The organism is Novosphingobium sp. BL-S-34, from assembly GCF_056857015.1.
In genome coordinates this window covers 1,612,511-1,629,741 of the sequence record NZ_CM166472.1, presented here as the reverse complement: position 1 = coordinate 1,629,741, position 17,231 = coordinate 1,612,511, and the positions used below count along the sequence as shown (strand labels likewise).

General features: G+C 66.1%; 19 protein-coding genes. 9 read left to right on the top strand and 10 right to left on the bottom strand.

Going from position 1 to position 17,231, the window contains the following annotated elements; translation table 11 throughout:
* Positions 1-19 precede the first annotated feature (19 nt).
* From AC1VV3_RS07715 to AC1VV3_RS07705, 3 genes are all read left to right on the top strand, one after another.
* Positions 20-1,171, top strand: coding sequence for a DUF47 family protein (locus tag AC1VV3_RS07715; protein ID WP_132264867.1), 1,152 nt, complete (start codon positions 20-22; stop codon positions 1,169-1,171).
* A gap of 16 nt (positions 1,172-1,187) precedes the next feature.
* Positions 1,188-2,189 carry an inorganic phosphate transporter gene (locus tag AC1VV3_RS07710; protein ID WP_132264869.1) on the top strand — a complete coding sequence of 334 codons (1,002 nt, stop codon included), beginning with the start codon at positions 1,188-1,190 and terminating at the stop codon, positions 2,187-2,189.
* Between the two features lie 261 nt (positions 2,190-2,450).
* Positions 2,451-3,113 carry a glutathione S-transferase family protein gene (locus AC1VV3_RS07705; RefSeq protein ID WP_132264871.1) on the top strand — a complete coding sequence of 221 codons (663 nt, stop codon included), beginning with the start codon at positions 2,451-2,453 and terminating at the stop codon, positions 3,111-3,113.
* Between the two features lie 15 nt (positions 3,114-3,128).
* On the opposite strand, the gene AC1VV3_RS07700 is transcribed toward AC1VV3_RS07705, so the two are convergent.
* Positions 3,129-3,593: a cupin domain-containing protein gene (locus AC1VV3_RS07700; protein ID WP_482961473.1), complete on the bottom strand. Its 465-nt coding sequence runs from the start codon at positions 3,591-3,593 to the stop codon at positions 3,129-3,131.
* Between the two features lie 68 nt (positions 3,594-3,661).
* On the opposite strand from AC1VV3_RS07700, the gene dapE reads away from it, so the two are divergent.
* Both dapE and AC1VV3_RS07690 read left to right on the top strand, forming a co-directional pair.
* Entirely contained in the window at positions 3,662-4,810 is a 1,149-nt protein-coding gene (dapE, locus tag AC1VV3_RS07695) for a succinyl-diaminopimelate desuccinylase (RefSeq protein WP_132264874.1), read from the top strand.
* Positions 4,811-4,926: 116 nt separating this feature from the next.
* Positions 4,927-6,246 (top strand): dicarboxylate/amino acid:cation symporter, encoded by a 1,320-nt coding sequence (locus tag AC1VV3_RS07690; RefSeq protein ID WP_482961472.1) that lies wholly within the window; start codon positions 4,927-4,929, stop codon positions 6,244-6,246.
* A 45-nt stretch (positions 6,247-6,291) separates the two neighbouring features.
* On the opposite strand, the gene AC1VV3_RS07685 is transcribed toward AC1VV3_RS07690, so the two are convergent.
* The 3 genes from AC1VV3_RS07685 to dapB are packed head-to-tail and all read right to left on the bottom strand — an operon-like array spanning position 6,292 to position 8,101.
* Positions 6,292-6,702 (bottom strand): hypothetical protein, encoded by a 411-nt coding sequence (locus AC1VV3_RS07685; RefSeq protein ID WP_482961471.1) that lies wholly within the window; start codon positions 6,700-6,702, stop codon positions 6,292-6,294.
* Between the two features lie 14 nt (positions 6,703-6,716).
* Positions 6,717-7,376 carry an endonuclease III gene (gene nth / locus AC1VV3_RS07680; protein WP_132264879.1) on the bottom strand — a complete coding sequence of 220 codons (660 nt, stop codon included), beginning with the start codon at positions 7,374-7,376 and terminating at the stop codon, positions 6,717-6,719.
* A complete protein-coding gene (dapB, locus tag AC1VV3_RS07675; RefSeq protein ID WP_482961470.1) occupies positions 7,373-8,101 on the bottom strand; it encodes a 4-hydroxy-tetrahydrodipicolinate reductase in 729 nt (242 codons plus the stop codon). The genes nth and dapB overlap by 4 nt, the downstream gene beginning before the upstream one ends.
* Positions 8,102-8,137: 36 nt before the next feature.
* Between dapB and AC1VV3_RS07670 the strand changes: the two genes are divergently transcribed.
* Together AC1VV3_RS07670 and AC1VV3_RS07665 are read left to right on the top strand one after the other, a co-directional pair.
* Positions 8,138-8,839, top strand: a complete 702-nt coding sequence (locus AC1VV3_RS07670; protein ID WP_482961469.1) for an NAD-dependent deacylase — start codon at positions 8,138-8,140, stop codon at positions 8,837-8,839.
* The gene (locus tag AC1VV3_RS07665) at positions 8,836-9,174 is read left to right on the top strand and encodes a GFA family protein (protein ID WP_482961468.1); all 339 of its coding nucleotides are present in this window, start codon (positions 8,836-8,838) and stop codon (positions 9,172-9,174) included. Before AC1VV3_RS07670 ends, AC1VV3_RS07665 begins: the two co-directional genes overlap by 4 nt.
* Here AC1VV3_RS07665 and AC1VV3_RS07660 read toward each other — a convergent pair.
* The 6 genes from AC1VV3_RS07660 to mutM form a co-directional block, all read right to left on the bottom strand.
* Positions 9,153-9,950, bottom strand: a complete 798-nt coding sequence (locus AC1VV3_RS07660; protein ID WP_482961467.1) for a HesA/MoeB/ThiF family protein — start codon at positions 9,948-9,950, stop codon at positions 9,153-9,155. The two genes, AC1VV3_RS07665 and AC1VV3_RS07660, sit on opposite strands and share 22 nt — an antisense overlap.
* Positions 9,947-10,399 carry a DUF983 domain-containing protein gene (locus tag AC1VV3_RS07655; RefSeq protein ID WP_132264885.1) on the bottom strand — a complete coding sequence of 151 codons (453 nt, stop codon included), beginning with the start codon at positions 10,397-10,399 and terminating at the stop codon, positions 9,947-9,949. Before AC1VV3_RS07655 ends, AC1VV3_RS07660 begins: the two co-directional genes overlap by 4 nt.
* 98 nt (positions 10,400-10,497) lie before the next feature.
* Positions 10,498-11,352 carry a GGDEF domain-containing protein gene (locus AC1VV3_RS07650; RefSeq protein WP_431567324.1) on the bottom strand — a complete coding sequence of 285 codons (855 nt, stop codon included), beginning with the start codon at positions 11,350-11,352 and terminating at the stop codon, positions 10,498-10,500.
* A 347-nt stretch (positions 11,353-11,699) separates the two neighbouring features.
* Entirely contained in the window at positions 11,700-13,133 is a 1,434-nt protein-coding gene (dnaA, locus tag AC1VV3_RS07645) for a chromosomal replication initiator protein DnaA (protein ID WP_132265344.1), read from the bottom strand.
* 921 nt (positions 13,134-14,054) lie between these two features.
* Positions 14,055-14,318 carry a 30S ribosomal protein S20 gene (gene rpsT, locus AC1VV3_RS07640; protein WP_132264889.1) on the bottom strand — a complete coding sequence of 88 codons (264 nt, stop codon included), beginning with the start codon at positions 14,316-14,318 and terminating at the stop codon, positions 14,055-14,057.
* 200 nt (positions 14,319-14,518) lie between these two features.
* Positions 14,519-15,331, bottom strand: coding sequence for a bifunctional DNA-formamidopyrimidine glycosylase/DNA-(apurinic or apyrimidinic site) lyase (mutM, locus tag AC1VV3_RS07635; protein WP_431567323.1), 813 nt, complete (start codon positions 15,329-15,331; stop codon positions 14,519-14,521).
* Between the two features lie 112 nt (positions 15,332-15,443).
* On the opposite strand from mutM, the gene AC1VV3_RS07630 reads away from it, so the two are divergent.
* Both AC1VV3_RS07630 and AC1VV3_RS07625 read left to right on the top strand, forming a co-directional pair.
* Positions 15,444-16,388 carry a DMT family transporter gene (locus tag AC1VV3_RS07630; RefSeq protein ID WP_431567322.1) on the top strand — a complete coding sequence of 315 codons (945 nt, stop codon included), beginning with the start codon at positions 15,444-15,446 and terminating at the stop codon, positions 16,386-16,388.
* 110 nt (positions 16,389-16,498) lie between these two features.
* Positions 16,499-17,230 (top strand): class I SAM-dependent methyltransferase, encoded by a 732-nt coding sequence (locus AC1VV3_RS07625; protein ID WP_134094607.1) that lies wholly within the window; start codon positions 16,499-16,501, stop codon positions 17,228-17,230.
* The last annotated feature ends 1 nt before the right edge of the window (position 17,231 follow it).

The window sequence follows — 17,231 nt, the reverse complement described above, 5'->3', positions numbered from 1 at the left end:
GAGAAGAAGGAGTCTCGCCATGCGCCAGATTGCCGTTCTTCCCTATCGCGCCACCGGGCCTTCGGTTGATGCGCCGATTCAGATTCTTCTGATTACCTCGCGCCAGACGCGCCGCTGGGTCATTCCCAAGGGTGGGCTGATGAAAGGCCTTCCTCCGCACGCGGCGGCTGCCGTGGAAGCAGAGGAAGAAGCCGGCGTTCGCGGCGCGGCCTGCCCCATTCCGCTCGGCTCCTATCGCTATCGCAAACGGCGCGCCTCGGGCGCATCGGTGTGGGCGGATGTGGATGTATTTCCCTTTGCAGTCACCGAGGAACTTGACTCCTGGGACGAACAGCATCAGCGCGAACGCCGCTGGTTCTCGATGGCGGAGGCCGCTAAGGCGGTCGACGAAGAGGACCTGCGCGCGCTGATCCGTTCGTTCGGCGCGCGCGAGTTTCGCGCCGCGGCCAGTCCCGCCCGCCTCATCGGCGCGGTGGCTGACCGGATGGCGGACAAGACAGGGATCAATACCATGTTTGCCTGGTTCCAGAAGTTGCTGCCGCAGCAGGGCGACTTCTTTGAGTTGTTCGAGCGGCAGGCCGCCACGCTTGTGGCCGGTGCCGACGCTCTCGCCCGCCTGGCGCAGGGCGGGGCCGGCCGCGCCCAGCACATCCGCGAAGTGGGTGAGCGCGAGCACGATGCCGACGAAATCACCCGCGAGGTGCTCCAGACGGTGCGCCGCACGTTCCTCACCCCGTTCGACCGCTCGTCGATCACCAGCCTCATCACCACGATGGACGATGCCATCGACGAGATGCAGCAGGTGGCGAACGCCGTGAACCTCTATGAGGTCGCGGAGTTCGAACCGGAGATGATCGACATGGCGGCGATCATCGTCGACGCCGCGCGTCTGACGGCAGAGATCATGCCGCTCCTGCGCAAGATCGCGGACAACGGCAATCGCCTGCACGAGCTGACCGAGCGCCTGGTGCGCATGGAAGGCCATGCCGACGAAATCCACGCGGCCGGCCTGAAGCGCGTTTTCAAGGCCGATACCGGCCCCAATGGCGAAAAGGGCGATGCCCTGCACTTCATCGTGCGCCAGGAAATGTTCCGGCGCCTCGAACGCGTGGTCGACCGCTTCGAGGACATCGCGAACGAGATCGACGGTCTCGTGATCGACCACGCCTGACCGGCGGCCTTTCACCATGGATCATACGCTCGCACTGCCGCTGTTGATCGGCCTCGTCGCGCTCGCGCTGGCGTTCGACTTCCTCAACGGCCTTCACGATGCCGCCAACGCCATCGCCACCGTCGTGGCGACGCGCCTGCTTTCGCCGGTCGTCGCCGTGCTGTTCGCCGCATTCGGCAACTTCGCGGCTTACTGGATCATGGGCCTTCATGTCGCCGAGACGGTGGGCAAGGGCATCATCGACAAGGACGCCGTGACGCCCGCCGTGGTGTTCGGAGCGCTGGTAGGCGCGATGTTCTGGAACGTGCTGACCTGGATCAAGGGCATCCCTTCCTCGTCCAGCCACGCGCTGATCGGCGGCCTGCTGGGCGCCGGTGTGGCGGCGGCGGGGCCGGGGGTCATCGAATCCGAAGGTACGGTGAAGACGGTGATCGCCATCGTCGCCTCGCCCGTGCTTGGCTTCCTCATTGCCATGGCGATGATGCTGCTGACCTCCTGGCTGTTCAAGGGCACCACGCCGCGCGCGTCCAACGGGATCTTCAAGACCCTGCACTTGTTCTCCTCGGCCGCCTATTCGATCAGCCACGGCGGTAACGACGCCCAGAAGACGATGGGCATCATCGCCGTCCTGCTCTATTCGACGGGGCATCTGGAGGGCGGTTTCCACGTTCCCGATTGGGTTGTGATCAGCTGCTACGCGGCCATTTCCATCGGCACGCTCTCGGGCGGCTGGAAGATCATCAAGACGATGGGGTCCAAGCTGACCAAGCTCAACCACCACTCGGGCTTCTGCGCCTCGACCGCGGGCTCGATCGTGGTCTTCGGGGCGAGCGCGATGGGCATTCCGGTCTCGACCACCCATGCCATCACCGGCGCTGTCGTCGGCACCGGCGCCGCGCGCAGGGCCAGTGCCGTGCGGTGGTCGGTCGCGAGCCGCGTGATCGTGGCCTGGTTCGTGACGATCCCGGCCAGCGCGATCGTCGGCGCCCTGTTCTTCGAACTGACGCGGCTGTTCTGACCGGACAGGAGCGGTCCTGGGGGATGACCTCCAGGCGCGCGGAACGCCGATGCTGCTTGGCGCCCGGCGCCGTGGGCCTCTTACGGGGCTGCCGACATGTCCTGCGGTGCAAGGCGCGAGACTAAGGTATTGGCGGCGCAGGAGGTCGGCGATCTCCGGCCGTCATGCTCGCTCTTCTGCGACATCTTGCGACGCCGTTCATCCTCGACTTTGCCAGTCTGAACCGATAGGCCCGATGATCGACCTACGGGGAACTGCGCAGTGAAGCTTATTATCGGCAACAAGAACTACTCGAGCTGGTCGCTGCGCGGCTGGCTGGCCTGCAAGCAGTCGGGCCTGGCCTTCGAGGAGATCACGGTGCCGCTGTTCGGAGACGACTGGGAGGCCAAGCGCAGCTCCGACGATCTCGCGCCCAGTCACGGCAAAGTGCCGATCCTGTGGGACGGCGAAGCCGTGGTCTGGGACAGCCTGGCCATCATCGAATATCTTGCCGACAAGGTCGGCCGCGACCGGTTCTGGCCCAAGGACGATGCCGCGCGCGCCATGGCCCGTTCGATGGTGGCAGAAATGCACTCCAGCTACATGCCGCTGCGCCGGGCCTGCCCGATGAATATCCGCAGCCGGGTTCAGGGCGTCTCGCTGGGCGACGACGTGCGCGCCGACGTGGTGCGCATACTCACGCTCTGGGCCGAGGCGCGTGCGCGGTTCGGCAAGGGCGGTCCCTTCCTGTTCGGCACGTTCGGTGCGGCCGACATCATCTATGCGCCGGTCGTCAGCCGGTTCCTCACGTATGGCATCGGCGTTCCCGGCTTCGCGCAGGCCTATATGCAGGCGGTGTGGGAGCACGAATGGATGCAGCAGTGGATCAACGCTGCCGAGGCCGAGGACTGGGTGATCGAACAGTACGAGAACCCGGTCGAATAGCCGATCAGCGGCCGATCAGCGGGGGCGAGCCGTGCGATACGGCCTGCCGTCCCGGTGATGATAGCCCTCGGCGTCGAACGTCATGTCGATGTCCGGATAAGCGCCGGAGCCGTCCGGGTTGCCGGCGCTGATGGCCACGAACACGCAGTCCGCGTCGCTCTCGTTGATGAGGTGATGGCCGTTGCGGACGCCTTTGGGCCAGGCGCAGATTTCGCCCGCGCGGACCGGGGTGCGGCCGCCGTCCTCCACCAGCACGGCTTCGCCGGCGATCATGACCAGAAGCTCGTCCTCGTCTTCGTGCCAATGGCGCTGGCTTGACCAGGCGCCGGGCTTGAGCACGACATGGCTGGCGCCCATCTCGCTGAGTCCGCCGGCCGGAGCGAGCCGCCGCCACCATCGTCCTGCGACCGCCGCATCGAACGGTTCCGGATATCCGGTGCGATTGGACGCGGCGATGGTCTCGACATCGATCTTGGGCATGGCGATCACTCCCCGAAACGGCCGTTCCGCTATGGTCTTGGGCGCGGTCCTGTGCAATGGCCCGCGGCATGACCGAAGCCGTTGAGACCCCCGCGAGTGTCCTGGCACTCACCGAAGCCCTGCTTGCCTGCCCCAGTGTGACGCCCGCCACCGGCGCGGTGTTCGATTGCCTGGAGGGCCAGCTGGCGCCGCTCGGCTTCCACGTCCACCGTTTCCTGGCGGGAGAAGCGCCGGACGGTCCGGTCGAAAATCTCTTCGCGATCCGCAAGGGCCCTGAGGGCTCGCGCCACTTCGCTTATGCCGGGCACCTCGATGTGGTGCCCCCGGGCGAGGGCTGGAGCAGCGCGCCTTTCGCGCCCGAAGTGCGCGGCGAACTGCTCTACGGCCGCGGCGCGGTGGACATGAAGGGGTCGATCGCCGCGATGGTCGCAGCGGCCGCGCAGATCCCGGCGGATGCGGGCACGATCAGCTTCATCATCACCGGTGACGAGGAAGGCCCCGCGCGCTTCGGCACCCTGGCGCTGATCGATCATATGCGCGCGGTGGGCGAAATCCCCGACCTCTGCCTCGTCGGCGAGCCGACTTCGGTCCACCGCCTCGGCGACATGATGAAGATCGGCCGCCGCGGTTCGGTGAACATCTGGCTGGAGGTCGAAGGCGTGCAGGGCCACGTCGCCTATCCGCACCTGGCCGACAATCCGATTCCCAGGCTGGTGGCCATGCTGGCCGAACTCGATGCGCTTGTGCTCGACGAAGGCACCGACTGGTTCCAGGCCAGCAACCTGGAAGTGACCGACCTCACCGTGGGCAACGTCGCCACCAACGTGATCCCGGCCCGGGCCTCGGCGCGTATCTCGATCCGGTTCAACGATCTCCACACTGGCGAGAGCCTCTCCGCCCGCGTGGCCGAGATTGCGGAGCGCCACGGCGGCACCGCGCGCCCGGTGATCTCCGGCGAGGCTTTCCTCACCGAGCCCGGCGCCTTTTCCGCCATGCTCGCCGAAGCGATCCGCGCCGAGACCGGGGTGGAGCCCGAGCTTTCGACCAGCGGCGGCACCTCCGACGCGCGGTTCCTCAAGGACCTATCCCCGGTGATCGAGTTCGGCCTCTCGAACGCGACGATGCACAAGCGCGACGAGGCCGTGGCGATCCCCGATCTTGAAGTGCTCGTCCGCATCTTCCGCCGCGTGACCGAAGCGGCGCTCGCGAAGGGCTGAACGCCGGCTCCTGCGGGAGCAGCCCGGTGGCTGGAACTGACGGTAAGTCCGGCCGGCGACGTTGACCGCACGGGTCACGCTGTTAGTCTTGCCAGCAATTTTGTTGCGAGGTGGGAATGGGCAGGCGCCTGACGCTTTATATCTGGGTCGGCATGGTGCTCGGCATCCTCGTGGGCTGGGCGCTTCATGCCACCCTGGCTGCCGACGATCCACGCCTGGTGCAGTGGTCGGACTACTTCCGGCTGCTGCCGGACGTCTTCCTCAAGCTCATCAAGATGATCATCGCGCCGCTGGTCTTCGCCACGATCGTCACCGGCATCTCGGGCATGGGCGACAGTGCGGCACTGGGCCGCATCGGCGGCAAGGCGCTGGGCTGGTTCATCTCGGCCAGCCTGATCTCGCTGGGTCTCGGCCTGGTGCTGGTCAACCTGTTCAAGCCGGGCGTTGGCGCCGGGCTGGATACCGGGGCCGACCTCGGCAAGCTGGACGTGGGCGAACTGACGCTGCGCCACTTCATCCTGGAGATATTCCCGAGCAGCGCCGTCGACGCGATGGCCGAAAACAACATCCTGCAGATCCTGGTCTTCTCGCTCTTCGTCGGCGTGGGCCTCACGGCCATCGGCGAGCGCGGCGCCATCATCGTGAAGGTGAGCGAAGCGCTGTCCGAGCTGATGCTGCAAGTGACGGACTACGTGATGCGCTTCGCGCCTTTCGCGGTGTTCGGCGCGCTGGCCAGCGTGATCGCCACGCGCGGCCTTGGCATCATCGTCACCTACGGCGTGCTGGTCAGCGAATTCTACTTCGCGATGCTGCTGCTGTGGCTGCTGCTGTTCCTGATCGGCGGGATCTTCCTGCGCGGGCGGATCGTCACGCTGTTCCGCTATATCCGCGAGCCGCTGCTGCTTTCGTTCTCCACCGCCTCTTCCGAAGCCAGCCTGCCCAAGCTGTTCGAGCAGCTCGACCGCTTCGGCGTGCCGCGCCGTATCTCGGGCTTCATCCTGCCGCTGGGCTACAGCTTCAATCTCGACGGCTCGATGATCTACATGAGCTTCGCCTCGATCTTCATCGCGCAGGCTTACGGCATCCATGTGCCGATCGGTACGCAGATCCTGATGCTGCTGACGCTGATGGTCAGCTCCAAGGGCATTGCCGGCGTCCCGCGCGCCAGCCTGGTGGTGATCGCGGCCACGCTCACGCAGTTCGGCCTGCCGGTGGAAGGCATCGCGCTGCTGCTGGGGATCGACACTTTCCTCGACATGGGCCGCTCGGCCACCAACGTGGTGGGCAATGCCGTGGCGACGGCGGTGATTACCCGCAGCGAAGGCATGCTGCAGCCCCTGGTCGATCCTGAAGAGGAAATGCCCAGGGCGCCGACGCATTCGTCGTCCGAAGGGCGCCGGGGCCTGAATATCGACCCCGAGCAGTACGAAGGCTGACGGGGCGCGGAGGGACGCGGTTTGCGTCCCCCGCACGTCGCCGCTCTACTGCGCCAGCTTCACCGGGGTGAAAGGTGCCAGTCCGCACCCGGCTCCGCGCTGGAATCCGCCCCCCACGCGGTTGAGCGGATAGACGATGTCATTCCGGCAGAGCTGCGAGAGCGAGGTCGCATACGTAAAGCTGTCGGCGGATTTCAGGCCCGAACAGCGGTTCGGCAGCGTCACCCGCCAGACGCGATTGCCGGCGCCGCCGATGAAATCGATGGTCCAGTCGTCGCGGATGCGGGTGTTGGAGAACTGCACGAGCGACAGGCAGTCCTGCACAGGGCCGATCGCCTCGGCCGCGGGGCTGACCGGCGGCGGCGGTTTGGCCGGTTGCTGCGAGCAGGCGGCAAGGGCGAGCGGCGCGGCGGCGAAAGCGAGGGCAGGGGCAAAGCCAATGCGACGGCGGAGCATGTACGTCCTCCCGATCAGGCAGCCTTGCGAGCGGCTCCCTTTTGCAGAACCTTGTCCTTGTAGTCGCACAAGTCAACGACCGGGCAGCGCCAGCACTCCGGCGTGCGCGCCTTGCAGATGTAGCGGCCGTGCAGGATCATCCAGTGGTGCGATCCCACGCGGAACGGTTGCGGCACGCGCTTCTCCAGCTGCTTCTCCACTGCCAGCGGCGTCTTGCCCTTGGCAATGCCGGTGCGGTTGCCGACGCGGAAGATATGCGTGTCCACCGCGAAGGTTTCCGCCCCGAATGCGCAGTTCATCACGACATTGGCGGTCTTGCGGCCGACACCGGGCAGTTCGACCAGCGCATCGCGGTCTTCCGGCACCTCGCCGTCATAGCGCGCGACCAGAATCTCGGAGAGGGCGATGACGTTTTTGGCCTTGGAATTGAACAGGCCGATCGTCTTGATGTGCTGTTTGAGGCCTTCCTCGCCCAGCTCGACCATCTGCGCGGGCGTCTTCACCTCGCGGAACAGCGCGCGGGTGGCCTTGTTGACGCCCACGTCGGTGGACTGCGCCGAAAGCACCACGGCGACCAGCAGCTGGTAATTGTTGCCGAATTCCAGCTCCGTCTCGGGCGAGGGATTCAGCTCGGCGAGACGGCGGAAGAACTCGAAGATCTCGGCCTTGTTCAAAGGTCCAGAACCTCGGGCATGGTGTAGCGGCCGGCGGGCTTGTCCTTCAGCCACTGTGCGGCCTTGACCGCGCCCTTGGCGAAGATCGTGCGGTTTTCGGCCATGTGCGAGAACGAGAGCCGCTCGCTGTCGCCCAGGAAGTGCACGGTGTGATCGCCTGCCACGGTGCCGCCGCGCAGCGCCGCGAAACCGATGGTGCCGGCTTCGCGCTTGCCGGTGATGCCGTCTCTTGCGCGCACGGCGGTTTCGGCCAGGCCGACCTCGCGGCCCTTGGCGGCGGCTTCGCCCAGCAGCAGGGCGGTGCCGGAGGGGGCGTCCACTTTCATGCGGTGGTGAGTATCGACGATCTCGATATCCCAGTCTTCACCCAGCTTGCTGGCGGCTTCGCGCACGAGGTGGGCAAGCAGGGTGACGCCGAGCGAGGTGTTGCCGGTCTGAAGCACGGGAATGTGCTGCGCGGCCGAATCGATCAGCCAGTGATGGCGTTCCTCTAGCCCGGTGGTGCCCACGACGATGGGAATGCCCGCATCCACCGCCGCATCGAGGTTGGCTTCGAGCGCGACGGGGGTGGAGAAGTCGATCAGCACGTCCGAATGGGCCGACAGTGCGCCGAGGTCTCCGTCGCGGCCGATACCGCCGGAAAGGTCCTCGCCGGCAGCCTCGATGGCCTGTGCGATCGCCTGTCCCATGCGCCCTGCGCTGCCGATAATTCCGATTCGTGCCACTTGCCGTCTCCGTTGAAGGCTGGTCTCATGGCGGGGATGAAGGACATCCGCAACATCGTCATCCTCACCGGCGCGGGCGTGAGCGCCGAAAGCGGCATCGATACCTTTCGAGACGGCGGAGGGCTGTGGGAGCAGCACCGCGTCGAGGACGTGGCCACGCCGGAGGCTTTCGCGCGCGATCCCGATCTGGTGCTGCGCTTCTACGACATGCGGCGAGAGGCGATCCAGACCAAGGAACCCAACGCCGCCCATCTCGCGCTGGCGCGCCTCGATCGCGAATGGGAGGGCGAATTGCTGATCGTCACGCAGAATGTGGACGACCTGCACGAACGGGCCGGCGCAAAACGGGTGCTCCACATGCATGGCGAGCATCTCAACGCCTGGTGCACGGCCTGCGACGTGCGCTCACCTTGGACCGGCCCGCTGCGCGATCGCCCCGCCTGTCCCGAATGCGGCGCCGCGGAACTGCGGCCCGACATCGTCTGGTTCGGAGAAATGCCCTACCGCATGGACGAGATCTTCGAGGCTCTGGAGCAGGCGGACCTGTTCGTCTCCATCGGCACGTCCGGCGCGGTCTATCCCGCAGCCGGTTTCGTGCGCAACGCGCGCGAATTCGGGGCGGAGACGCTGGAGCTGAACCTCGAACCTTCGCAGGGGACCGCTTGGTTCGATGAGGCGCGCCATGGGCCGGCCACCGCACTGGTCAGCGCCTGGGTAGATGAAGTGCTCGGCCTATGACGATGCACAAGGGGAGCTGTCACTGCGGCGCGGTCACGCTGGAACTGGCGGATCAGCCGCACGAGGTTTGCGATTGCAACTGTTCGGTCTGCCATCGGCTGGGGGCGCTATGGTCCTATCACAGCCCCGCGAAAGTGCGGATCGAGGGTCCGCTGGCGGGCTACCAGACCGGCGATAAAGTGCTCACCTTCTGGCACTGCCCGCACTGCGGCTGCACCACGCACTGGAGCCCGGTCGATCCCGCGCAGGACCGGATGGGCGTGAACATGCGCCTGTTCGATCCCGCACTGCTCGCGCGGCTATCGGTCTACGCTTACGACGGCAGATCGGCCTGAACGGGCGCTGCGGTCCCGCAGGCGCGGCAGCCGGGATCCTTGGCGATCCTGAGCGGCCGTAGCGAGGGCGCCATGCCGTCGATCAGGTGAAGCGTGCCATATTGCGGAACGCCCAGCGCGGCCTTGCCTTCCAGCAGGACGCGCATGGCATGCATGGCCGCAAACGTGCCGACCATGCCGACCATGGCTCCCAGCACACCGTCCGCCGCACAAGTATCGCAGTACTGCGCATCGAAGGCATCGCCCACGAAACAGCGGTAGCAAGGCTGCTCCGGCAGGTGCCCGGCGAAATTGGCGACCTGGCCCTGGAATCGGCCAACCGCCCCGCTGGTGAGGGGAATGCCGAGTTTCACACAGGAATCTGACACCAGCAGCCGAGTCGCGAAGTTGTCACACCCGTCCAGTACCACGCTCGCGCCGGAGAGAATCTCTGCCGCGTTGTCACCCCCGAGACGCGTTACGATCGGCAGGACCTCAAGGCCAAGATCAAAGCGCCGCACCCATTCGGCCGCCGCTTCCGCCTTGGGCTTGCCGATATCAGATGGCGTATAAATCGTCTGACGTTGCAGATTGCTGACGTCCACCGTGTCGTCATCGATCAGTGTCAGCCGTCCTATGCCGGCTGCGGCGAGATATTGAAGGGCAGGACTGCCTATCCCGCCGCAGCCGACAAGCACCACATGCGCCTCCGCCAGGCCGACCTGGCCGGCGCCGCCCACTTCGGGCAGCACGATGTGGCGCGCAAAGCGCTGGAGGCGTTCCGGGGAAAGGCTCATTCGCGGCCTGCTTCGCCGCCGGTCGCGCCGCCCGACACCCCATCGGGCTCGGCCGGGATCGGCAGGGGTTCCGGCCGTTCCTTGCGGAAACCGTGCATGCCGAACCACCACTGGGTAGCGATCACCGCGCCTTTGGCGGGCTGGAGCATGCCGATCATCATCGCCACCGCCAGGGGAATCAGGATCGCGAACATGGCCGCGGGGCCAAGGTGGAAGTCCTTGGACAGGGTGATGATCAGCGGCGCCATCAGGTGGCCGGTGACGATCATAGCAATATAGGCCGGAAAATCGTCCGCCCGCTGCGGCGTCAGATCCAGCATGCAGACCGGGCAGCGTTCCAGCGGCTTCAGCCATTTGCGGAACAGGCGGCCTTCGCCGCAGCGCGGGCAGCGGCAACGCACGCCGCGCAGGGCGGCTTGCGAATAGGCTGCGGGAAGGGCGGGGCTCATGGCCGGGGCCTACAGCATCGGGGCCGGGTGGGGCAAGGCGGGCCAGCCTGTCTGAAATGCCTTGCCGGGCCGGCCGCGACCCGGCTTGCGCGCAGCGGCTATTCGTCCTTGGAGATCTGAACCCGGTTGCGCCCGCCGTTCTTGGCGGCATAGAGCGCGCCGTCGGCATTGCGCGTCGCCTGGTCGAGATGGGCGAAATTGCGGATCGGGGCGAGCCCGCAGGAGAAAGTCACCGGCCATTCGTCCCCGCGCAAGGTGGGGTCGAGCGCGATGCTGGCGCGCAGGCGCTCCATCACCACGCGCGCTTCTTCCAGCAGGGTATCCGGGAAGAGAATCGCGAATTCCTCGCCGCCCCAACGGGCCACCACGTCCGACCGGCGCACGCCGTGTTCCAGCCGCAGCGCCACTTCGCGCAGCAGTGCGTCGCCGGTGGCATGGCCGAAGCGGTCGTTGATCGCCTTGAAGCGGTCGATATCGACCATCGCGAAGACCGAATTGCAATCGGCCGCGAGGATCCGCCGCGCCGAATCGAGGAAGCCGCGGCGATTGCGCAGGCCGGTCAGTTCGTCGCGTTCGGAAGCCTCGATCAGGCGCTCGATCCGTGCCGCCGATTCGTTGGCGGCCACGGCCACCCCGTGGAGCAGGCGGCCGACGAGGTCTTGGTTGCCCACGGGAACCATGCCCACGCGCTCCCCGGCCTGGATCGACCGGAGCATCTCCGTGGCGGTGGTGATCGGGCTGAGCAGCGCATGGATCGCCGCGAGGCCGAACAGGGTACCCAGCAGGGTGGCGGCCAGCAAAATCAGCAGGATCGCCGGCTGCCACTGCCCGGTAGCGGCCTGATAGGCGACGCAGGCGAGCAGCGGAACGTGCACCGCCCCGAAGCAGACGAGGAGGATGCGCCATTCGTAGCGCCGGGGGAACAGGAAAGTCGTGGCCTGATAGAAGCGCATGGGGAGCCTCTTCCGTCGGGCGAAGGCCGCCCGGGTCGCATGGAGACTACATCACTACGCTTATTCAGTGGTTAAATTTTTGCATCCCAGCCGGATAGAGCAGGTTGCGGGCCGAGGACGACAAGTCGGCAGTGCCGCAAGCCAAGACCGGCAGGCCCTTGTCTTCGTGGTTTTACTGTCTTCGTGGTTTTACTTGTCGCTCGTCATCGCCGGGGAAGTCCGGGTGAGGCAGCGCCTGTGCGTCTTTGCCGCGGCGGCCTGTGGGCAAGTTTGCGGACAAGCCCGCGGACAAGTTGGTGACGCGCCGGGGGATAAGCCCCCGGCCACCTCTCATGCTTCGGACCGGATCAGGATTCGAGCTGGCGCAGCAGCGAGCGGACGTCGCCGTCCATGTCCGCATCGCGCGTGCGCAGCTCTTCGATCAGGCGCACGGCGTGAATCACGGTGGAGTGATCCCGCCCGCCGAACTTGCGGCCGATCTCCGGGTAGGAGCGCGGCGTCAGCACCTTGGCGAGATACATGGCCACCTGGCGCGGACGCACGACGGCGCGGGCGCGGCGCTTGGAACTCATCTCGGTCCGGTCGATCCGGTAGAACTGGCAGACCGTGCGCTGGATCTCGTCGATCGTGATGCGGCGGCGGTTGGCCGAGAGGATATCGGTGAGCTGTTCCTCGGCAAGCTGGAGCGAGACGGCCTGCCCGGTGAGCTGGGCATAGGCGATCAGCTTGTTCAGGCCGCCGACCAGTTCGCGCACGTTGCGATTGATGGTGCGGGCCAGGAACTCGATCACATCGGCCGGCACGTCGACCGAGGCGAAGCGGCCAAGGCGGTTTTCGAGAATCGAGCGGCGCAGTTCGATGTCGGCCGGCTGGATGTCGGCGACGAGGCCCATCGACAGGCGCGACAGCAGGCGCGGTTCGACACCGTCGAGCGCCTGGGGCGCGCGGTCGGCGGCGAAGACCAGCCGCTTGCCTTCCTGGAGCAGGGCATCGATCGTGTAGAGCAGTTCTTCCTGCGCCGAAGCCTTGCCGATGATGAACTGGATGTCATCCACCAGCAGCAGGTCGAAACCGCGCAGGCGCGACTTGAACTCGATCATCTGGTTCTGGCGCAGGGCCTGGACGAATTCGACCATGAAGCGCTCGGCCGAGCAGTAGAAGATCCGCGCGTGCGGGTGGTTCGCCAGATAGGCGTGGCCGATCGCGTGCAGCAGGTGGGTCTTGCCCTGTCCCGTCGCGCCCTTGAGGTAGAGCGGCGAGAACTGCGGCGTCTCGGTGGCGGACATGCGCTGGGCGGCATTGCAGGCCAGCACGTTGCTCTGGCCGGTCACGAACGAGGTGAACGTCTGCGAGGCGTCGATGCCGACCGGACCCTGGCCGAGCGCGGCGAAAGCCTCGCCCTGGAGGACGGCCGCGATCGAATCCGCCGAACCCTGGGCCGAATCGTTGGCCGGCGCGCTGTTCGGGCGGCCGCCGCTGCCGAGGCGCAGTTCGGGCAGCTGCCGGCGACCGGGGTGCACCAGGATGCGGACGTGGCGGACGTCTGGACGGGCGATCTTCCAGGCCAGCGACAGGCGATCGGCAAAGCGATCCGCCACCCAATTGGCCGAGAACTCGGTGGGCAGATACAGATCGAGCGTACCGGTTTCCTTGCAGTAGTTGCCCGGCTGGATCGGCTTGATCCACTGGCTGTGCGCCTGATGGCCGAGATCCTTGCGCAGGCCCTGGCTGATGTCAGCCCAGTCTGCCGCCAGATTCACGGCTTCCTGATCCTCTTCCATCGCCACTCGTACCGCCTTCGATTTCTTAATCACGCCGTTTGCGCCCTGACTTGCCGGAGACCGACCCGCTGTTGAACCTGACACTGGACCAACTCCCCTCTGTTGGCAGCTACCCCGAATGTGGCCCAGCGGGCCGCGAAAATTGAATGCCATGCGTGGAACCGGTGCCCACGGGAGGTGAATCCCGATGTGAGCCCCCGTACGGAGCCGGAAAACGCGGACAAAACGACCCTCGACTGCAGGAGTGCCTGCAGCAGGAGTCTCGTCGCTGTCGATGTTCCCCAGCCGGTTTCCGCTCCGGCCTGTGGACTTCTTTTAGGAACGGGTTTGGCCGCCGTGCAAGACAGCACTCCCCAAATAAAAAAAAATATGGCGGTTGACTCGCCTTCAGTGCCCAATTTCCGTCATGATCTAAATTATCACATAAAAACAGATAGTTAGTGACGCGTTGCGATTCTCTTGCATGCGAATCGCAACGTTTCCGCGCCTTTCGCCCGCAAGGCGCACAGCACCCTGTCAGGGTCCCGAAATGGGGCGCCCAGGCCCTCGCTCCAGGCGTTCCTGTTACGTACTCACCGAAGCGGCAAGTCTTGCCGGGCAGGGGGCGAATCGCTCCCGCGAATCCCTTCTGTGACATCCGCACGACTCACGCGGGCGATTCTGGATCAGCAGATCGGGCCGGCAGATCGGGGGCAGCAGATGGAGGTCAGCAGAGTGGGTCGGCACGCCGGCCATGAACTAGCCGGAGGGCGTCTGGGAGGCCTGTGCCGCTTGCTCTAAGCGAGGGCCGTGCTGGGCCCCCAAACGGGCGCGGCCCGCGCGGCTGCCTGAAATCTCGTCCGGCGGGACGGGAGTTCAGATAGCTGCGCGGGCCGGTGCCGCACGGTGGGCGCGCCTCAGGGGCGCGCCTGCCGGGTATGATCAGCCGAGCGAGGCGACGCGCTTGGTGAGACGCGACATCTTGCGCGAAGCCGTGTTCTTGTGAAGCACGCCGCGAGCCACGCCGCGAGCCAGTTCAGGCTGGGCTTCCTTGAGAGCAGCCGTCGCGGCGCCCTTGTCACCACCGGCGATCGCCGTCTCGACCTTCTTCAGGAAGGTGCGGATGCGGCTGATGCGGTTCGTATTGATCTCCGCGCGGCGCTCGTTACGGCGGATGCGCTTGCGGGCTTGCGGCGTATTGGCCATCGAATTTCCTCTGTCTGGCCCCCCCACAGCGGTGATGGCGGCCCAATTGCCTGATCGAATCTCTAGGCGAGCGGACTCGCCGGAAAGCGCGCCCCTTAACGGTGAAGCGCCGTTCCGTCAACCCGTGAGAGGCGCTGAAAACGGCCCGTTTCCGGGTTTCCGGGCGCGGAGAGGCGCTGTTTGAGCCATGCGGGCCCCGTCTATCTCTGGCAGCGGGCGCACCAGAACGTGCTGCGCCCGCCCTGGGCGAATCGCTGGACCGGGGCGCCGCAGGTACAGTCCTGCCCTTCGCGCCCGTATACCTGCCATGCGGCGGCGAAATATCCCAGTTCGCCGTTGGGCTGCGCGTAGTCGCGGATCGTCGAGCCTCCCGCCGCGATCGATTCTGCCAGGACCTCCCGGATCGCCGGCACCAGCTTGCGTAAGGCAGGCAGGGTGACGAGCCCGGCCTGCTTGTCGGGCCGGATGCCGGCCCGGAACAGCGCCTCGCATACGTAGATATTGCCTAGGCCCGCCACGATCGACTGGTCGAGCAGCATCTGCTTGATCGGCGCAATGCGCCCGGCAAAGGCCGCCTTGAGGTGCGCGGCGGTCAGGTCTTCGCCCAGCGGCTCGGGGCCGAGCGCCGCGAAAGGACCCCAGGAATCGAGCGCCGGGGTGGCCACGAGGTCGACCGAGCCGAACCGCCGCGCATCGTTGAGCGCCAGGACATGGCCGGACCCGGTTTCCATGACGAGGTGGTCGTGTTTCTCGGCCGTTTCGGGTTCGATGCGCCAGCGGCCGGACATGCCGAGGTGGAAGACCATCGTCTGTTCGCGATCGGTATGGATGAGGCCGTACTTCGCGCGGCGGCCGAGACCGGTGACCGTGGCGCCGGTGAGCACTTGCACCAGATCGGGCGGAAAAGGACGGCGCAAATCTGCCCGGTTGAGCGTGATGCGGGCGATCCGCTCGCCCTCCAGGTAGCGGGCGAGGCCGCGAACGGTGGTTTCTACTTCGGGAAGTTCTGGCATCGTGGAAGGGAGATAGGGGATGGGGGGAGGAAGAAAAGGGGAAGACCTGCAGGTAAGCACGGCGCCTGCATTTTCCCTTTTCTTCCGTTCGCTTCCGAAGCAAGCCAAGCGCATGGAAAACAACAGGTCTCACACGCGCGCGTTCCTTATGCTGGGGCTGGTCATGCTGTTCTGGGCAGGCAACTCGATCGTGGGACGGGCGGTGCGGGCGGATGTCCCGCCTTTCACCCTGGCCTTCGGGCGCTGGATGATCGCGGTGCTGATCCTGCTCCCCTTCGCGGCGCGCCAGCTCTGGAAAGAGCGGGCCGAGGCGCTGGCCGCCTGGCGATGGGTGCTGGCGCTCGGCTTCTTCGGGGTCGTGTGCTTCAACGGCTTTATCTACAAGGGGCTGCATTTCACCACGGCCGCCAATGCCCTGCTGCTGCAGGCGGCGATCCCGGCGACGGTCATGCTGCTGGACTTCGCGATCTTCAGGGGGCGTCCGGGGCGGATGCATGTGCTGGGAGTGGTCGTCTCCACGATCGGGGTCGCGGCCATCGTGTTCCGGGGCGATCCGGCGGCACTGGTGCAGCTGCGTTTCGGACCCGGGGACGGGCTGATCTTCTGCGCGGTAGCGGCCTGGTCGCTCTACACCGTGTTCCTGCGCAAGCGCCCGGCGATATCGGCCCCGAGCTTCCTGCTGCTGACGTTCACGATCGGCGCCTGCGCAATGGCGCCGCTGGCGGCGATGGAAACCATGCAGGGGCAGGTCGTGGCCTGGAGCCCGAAAGTCCTGGCCGCCTATGCCTATATCGGCGTGTTCCCATCGGTGATCGCGTACTTCATCTACAACCGCGCCACGCATGAGCTGGGCGCGGCGCGGGCGGGGCAGGCGATCACGCTGATGCCGCTGTTCGGCGCATTGCTCTCGGCTCTGCTCCTTGGCGAGGCGCTGCATCGCTATCATGTGGCGGGCATGGCCCTGATCCTGGGCGGCATCGTTCTTTCGGCTGCCGCCGCGCGTAACGCGGACATCGAGACCGACCCCGCGCGCAAGAGGGCGATGGCCACCGATTAGGGGTGCCGGGCGGCGCAGCCGGCAGACACCCCGCGCAACCCGGCCCCCTCGGCAAAATAACCAAATCACCGGGTGGCGCAGGCGCGGCCGGACGGCTAGAGGACTGCGCCATGAGCGAAACGGTTTCCTTCGGCTACGAAGAGGTCAGCCCCGACGAGAAGGAAGGGCGCGTCGGCGCCGTCTTCTCCAGCGTCGCACGCAAGTACGACGTGATGAACGATGCCATGTCCGTGGGCATGCACCGGCTCTGGAAGGACAAGTTCGTGCGCCGCGTGAAGCCGCGCGAAGGCGAACAGATTCTCGACATGGCCGGCGGCACGGGCGACATCGCCTTCCGCATGGCGGCGCAGGGCGCCTCGATCACCGTGTCCGACATCAACCAGGACATGCTGGACGTCGGCATCGAGCGCGCGATGGAGCAGGGCATAGATGGCCTGGTCTGGTCGCGCCAGAACGCCGAGGTGCTGTCTTTCGGGGACCGGTTCTTCGATGCCTATACGATCGCTTTCGGCATTCGCAACGTCACCCATATCGACAAGGCGCTGGCCGAGGCGCACCGCGTGCTCAAGTTCGGCGGACGTTTCTTCTGCCTCGAATTCTCGACCACCGAATGGCCCGGCTTCAAGGAAGTCTACGATGCCTATTCGCACCACCTGGTGCCGAAGATTGGGCAGGCCATCGCCGGTGACGCCGAATCGTACCGCTACCTGATCGAATCGATCCGCCGCTTCCCGCCGATGCCGGAATTCGAACGGATGATCCGCGCGGCTGGGTTCAAGCACACCAAGGTCGAGCCGATCATGGGCGGCCTCGTCGCGATCCACTCGGGCTGGAAAGTGTAAC

Coding starts and splice junctions, on each gene's coding strand:
- AC1VV3_RS07715 (WP_132264867.1), top strand. CDS start 20: ATGCGCCAGATTGCCGTTCTTCCCTATCGCGCCACCGGGCCTTCGGTT.
- AC1VV3_RS07710 (WP_132264869.1), top strand. CDS start 1,188: ATGGATCATACGCTCGCACTGCCGCTGTTGATCGGCCTCGTCGCGCTC.
- AC1VV3_RS07700 (WP_482961473.1), bottom strand. CDS start 3,593: ATGCCCAAGATCGATGTCGAGACCATCGCCGCGTCCAATCGCACCGGA.
- dapE (WP_132264874.1), top strand. CDS start 3,662: ATGACCGAAGCCGTTGAGACCCCCGCGAGTGTCCTGGCACTCACCGAA.
- AC1VV3_RS07690 (WP_482961472.1), top strand. CDS start 4,927: ATGGGCAGGCGCCTGACGCTTTATATCTGGGTCGGCATGGTGCTCGGC.
- AC1VV3_RS07685 (WP_482961471.1), bottom strand. CDS start 6,702: ATGCTCCGCCGTCGCATTGGCTTTGCCCCTGCCCTCGCTTTCGCCGCC.
- AC1VV3_RS07670 (WP_482961469.1), top strand. CDS start 8,138: ATGAAGGACATCCGCAACATCGTCATCCTCACCGGCGCGGGCGTGAGC.
- AC1VV3_RS07665 (WP_482961468.1), top strand. CDS start 8,836: ATGACGATGCACAAGGGGAGCTGTCACTGCGGCGCGGTCACGCTGGAA.
- AC1VV3_RS07660 (WP_482961467.1), bottom strand. CDS start 9,950: ATGAGCCTTTCCCCGGAACGCCTCCAGCGCTTTGCGCGCCACATCGTG.
- AC1VV3_RS07655 (WP_132264885.1), bottom strand. CDS start 10,399: ATGAGCCCCGCCCTTCCCGCAGCCTATTCGCAAGCCGCCCTGCGCGGC.
- AC1VV3_RS07650 (WP_431567324.1), bottom strand. CDS start 11,352: ATGCGCTTCTATCAGGCCACGACTTTCCTGTTCCCCCGGCGCTACGAA.
- dnaA (WP_132265344.1), bottom strand. CDS start 13,133: ATGGAAGAGGATCAGGAAGCCGTGAATCTGGCGGCAGACTGGGCTGAC.
- rpsT (WP_132264889.1), bottom strand. CDS start 14,318: ATGGCCAATACGCCGCAAGCCCGCAAGCGCATCCGCCGTAACGAGCGC.
- mutM (WP_431567323.1), bottom strand. CDS start 15,331: ATGCCAGAACTTCCCGAAGTAGAAACCACCGTTCGCGGCCTCGCCCGC.
- AC1VV3_RS07630 (WP_431567322.1), top strand. CDS start 15,444: ATGGAAAACAACAGGTCTCACACGCGCGCGTTCCTTATGCTGGGGCTG.
- AC1VV3_RS07625 (WP_134094607.1), top strand. CDS start 16,499: ATGAGCGAAACGGTTTCCTTCGGCTACGAAGAGGTCAGCCCCGACGAG.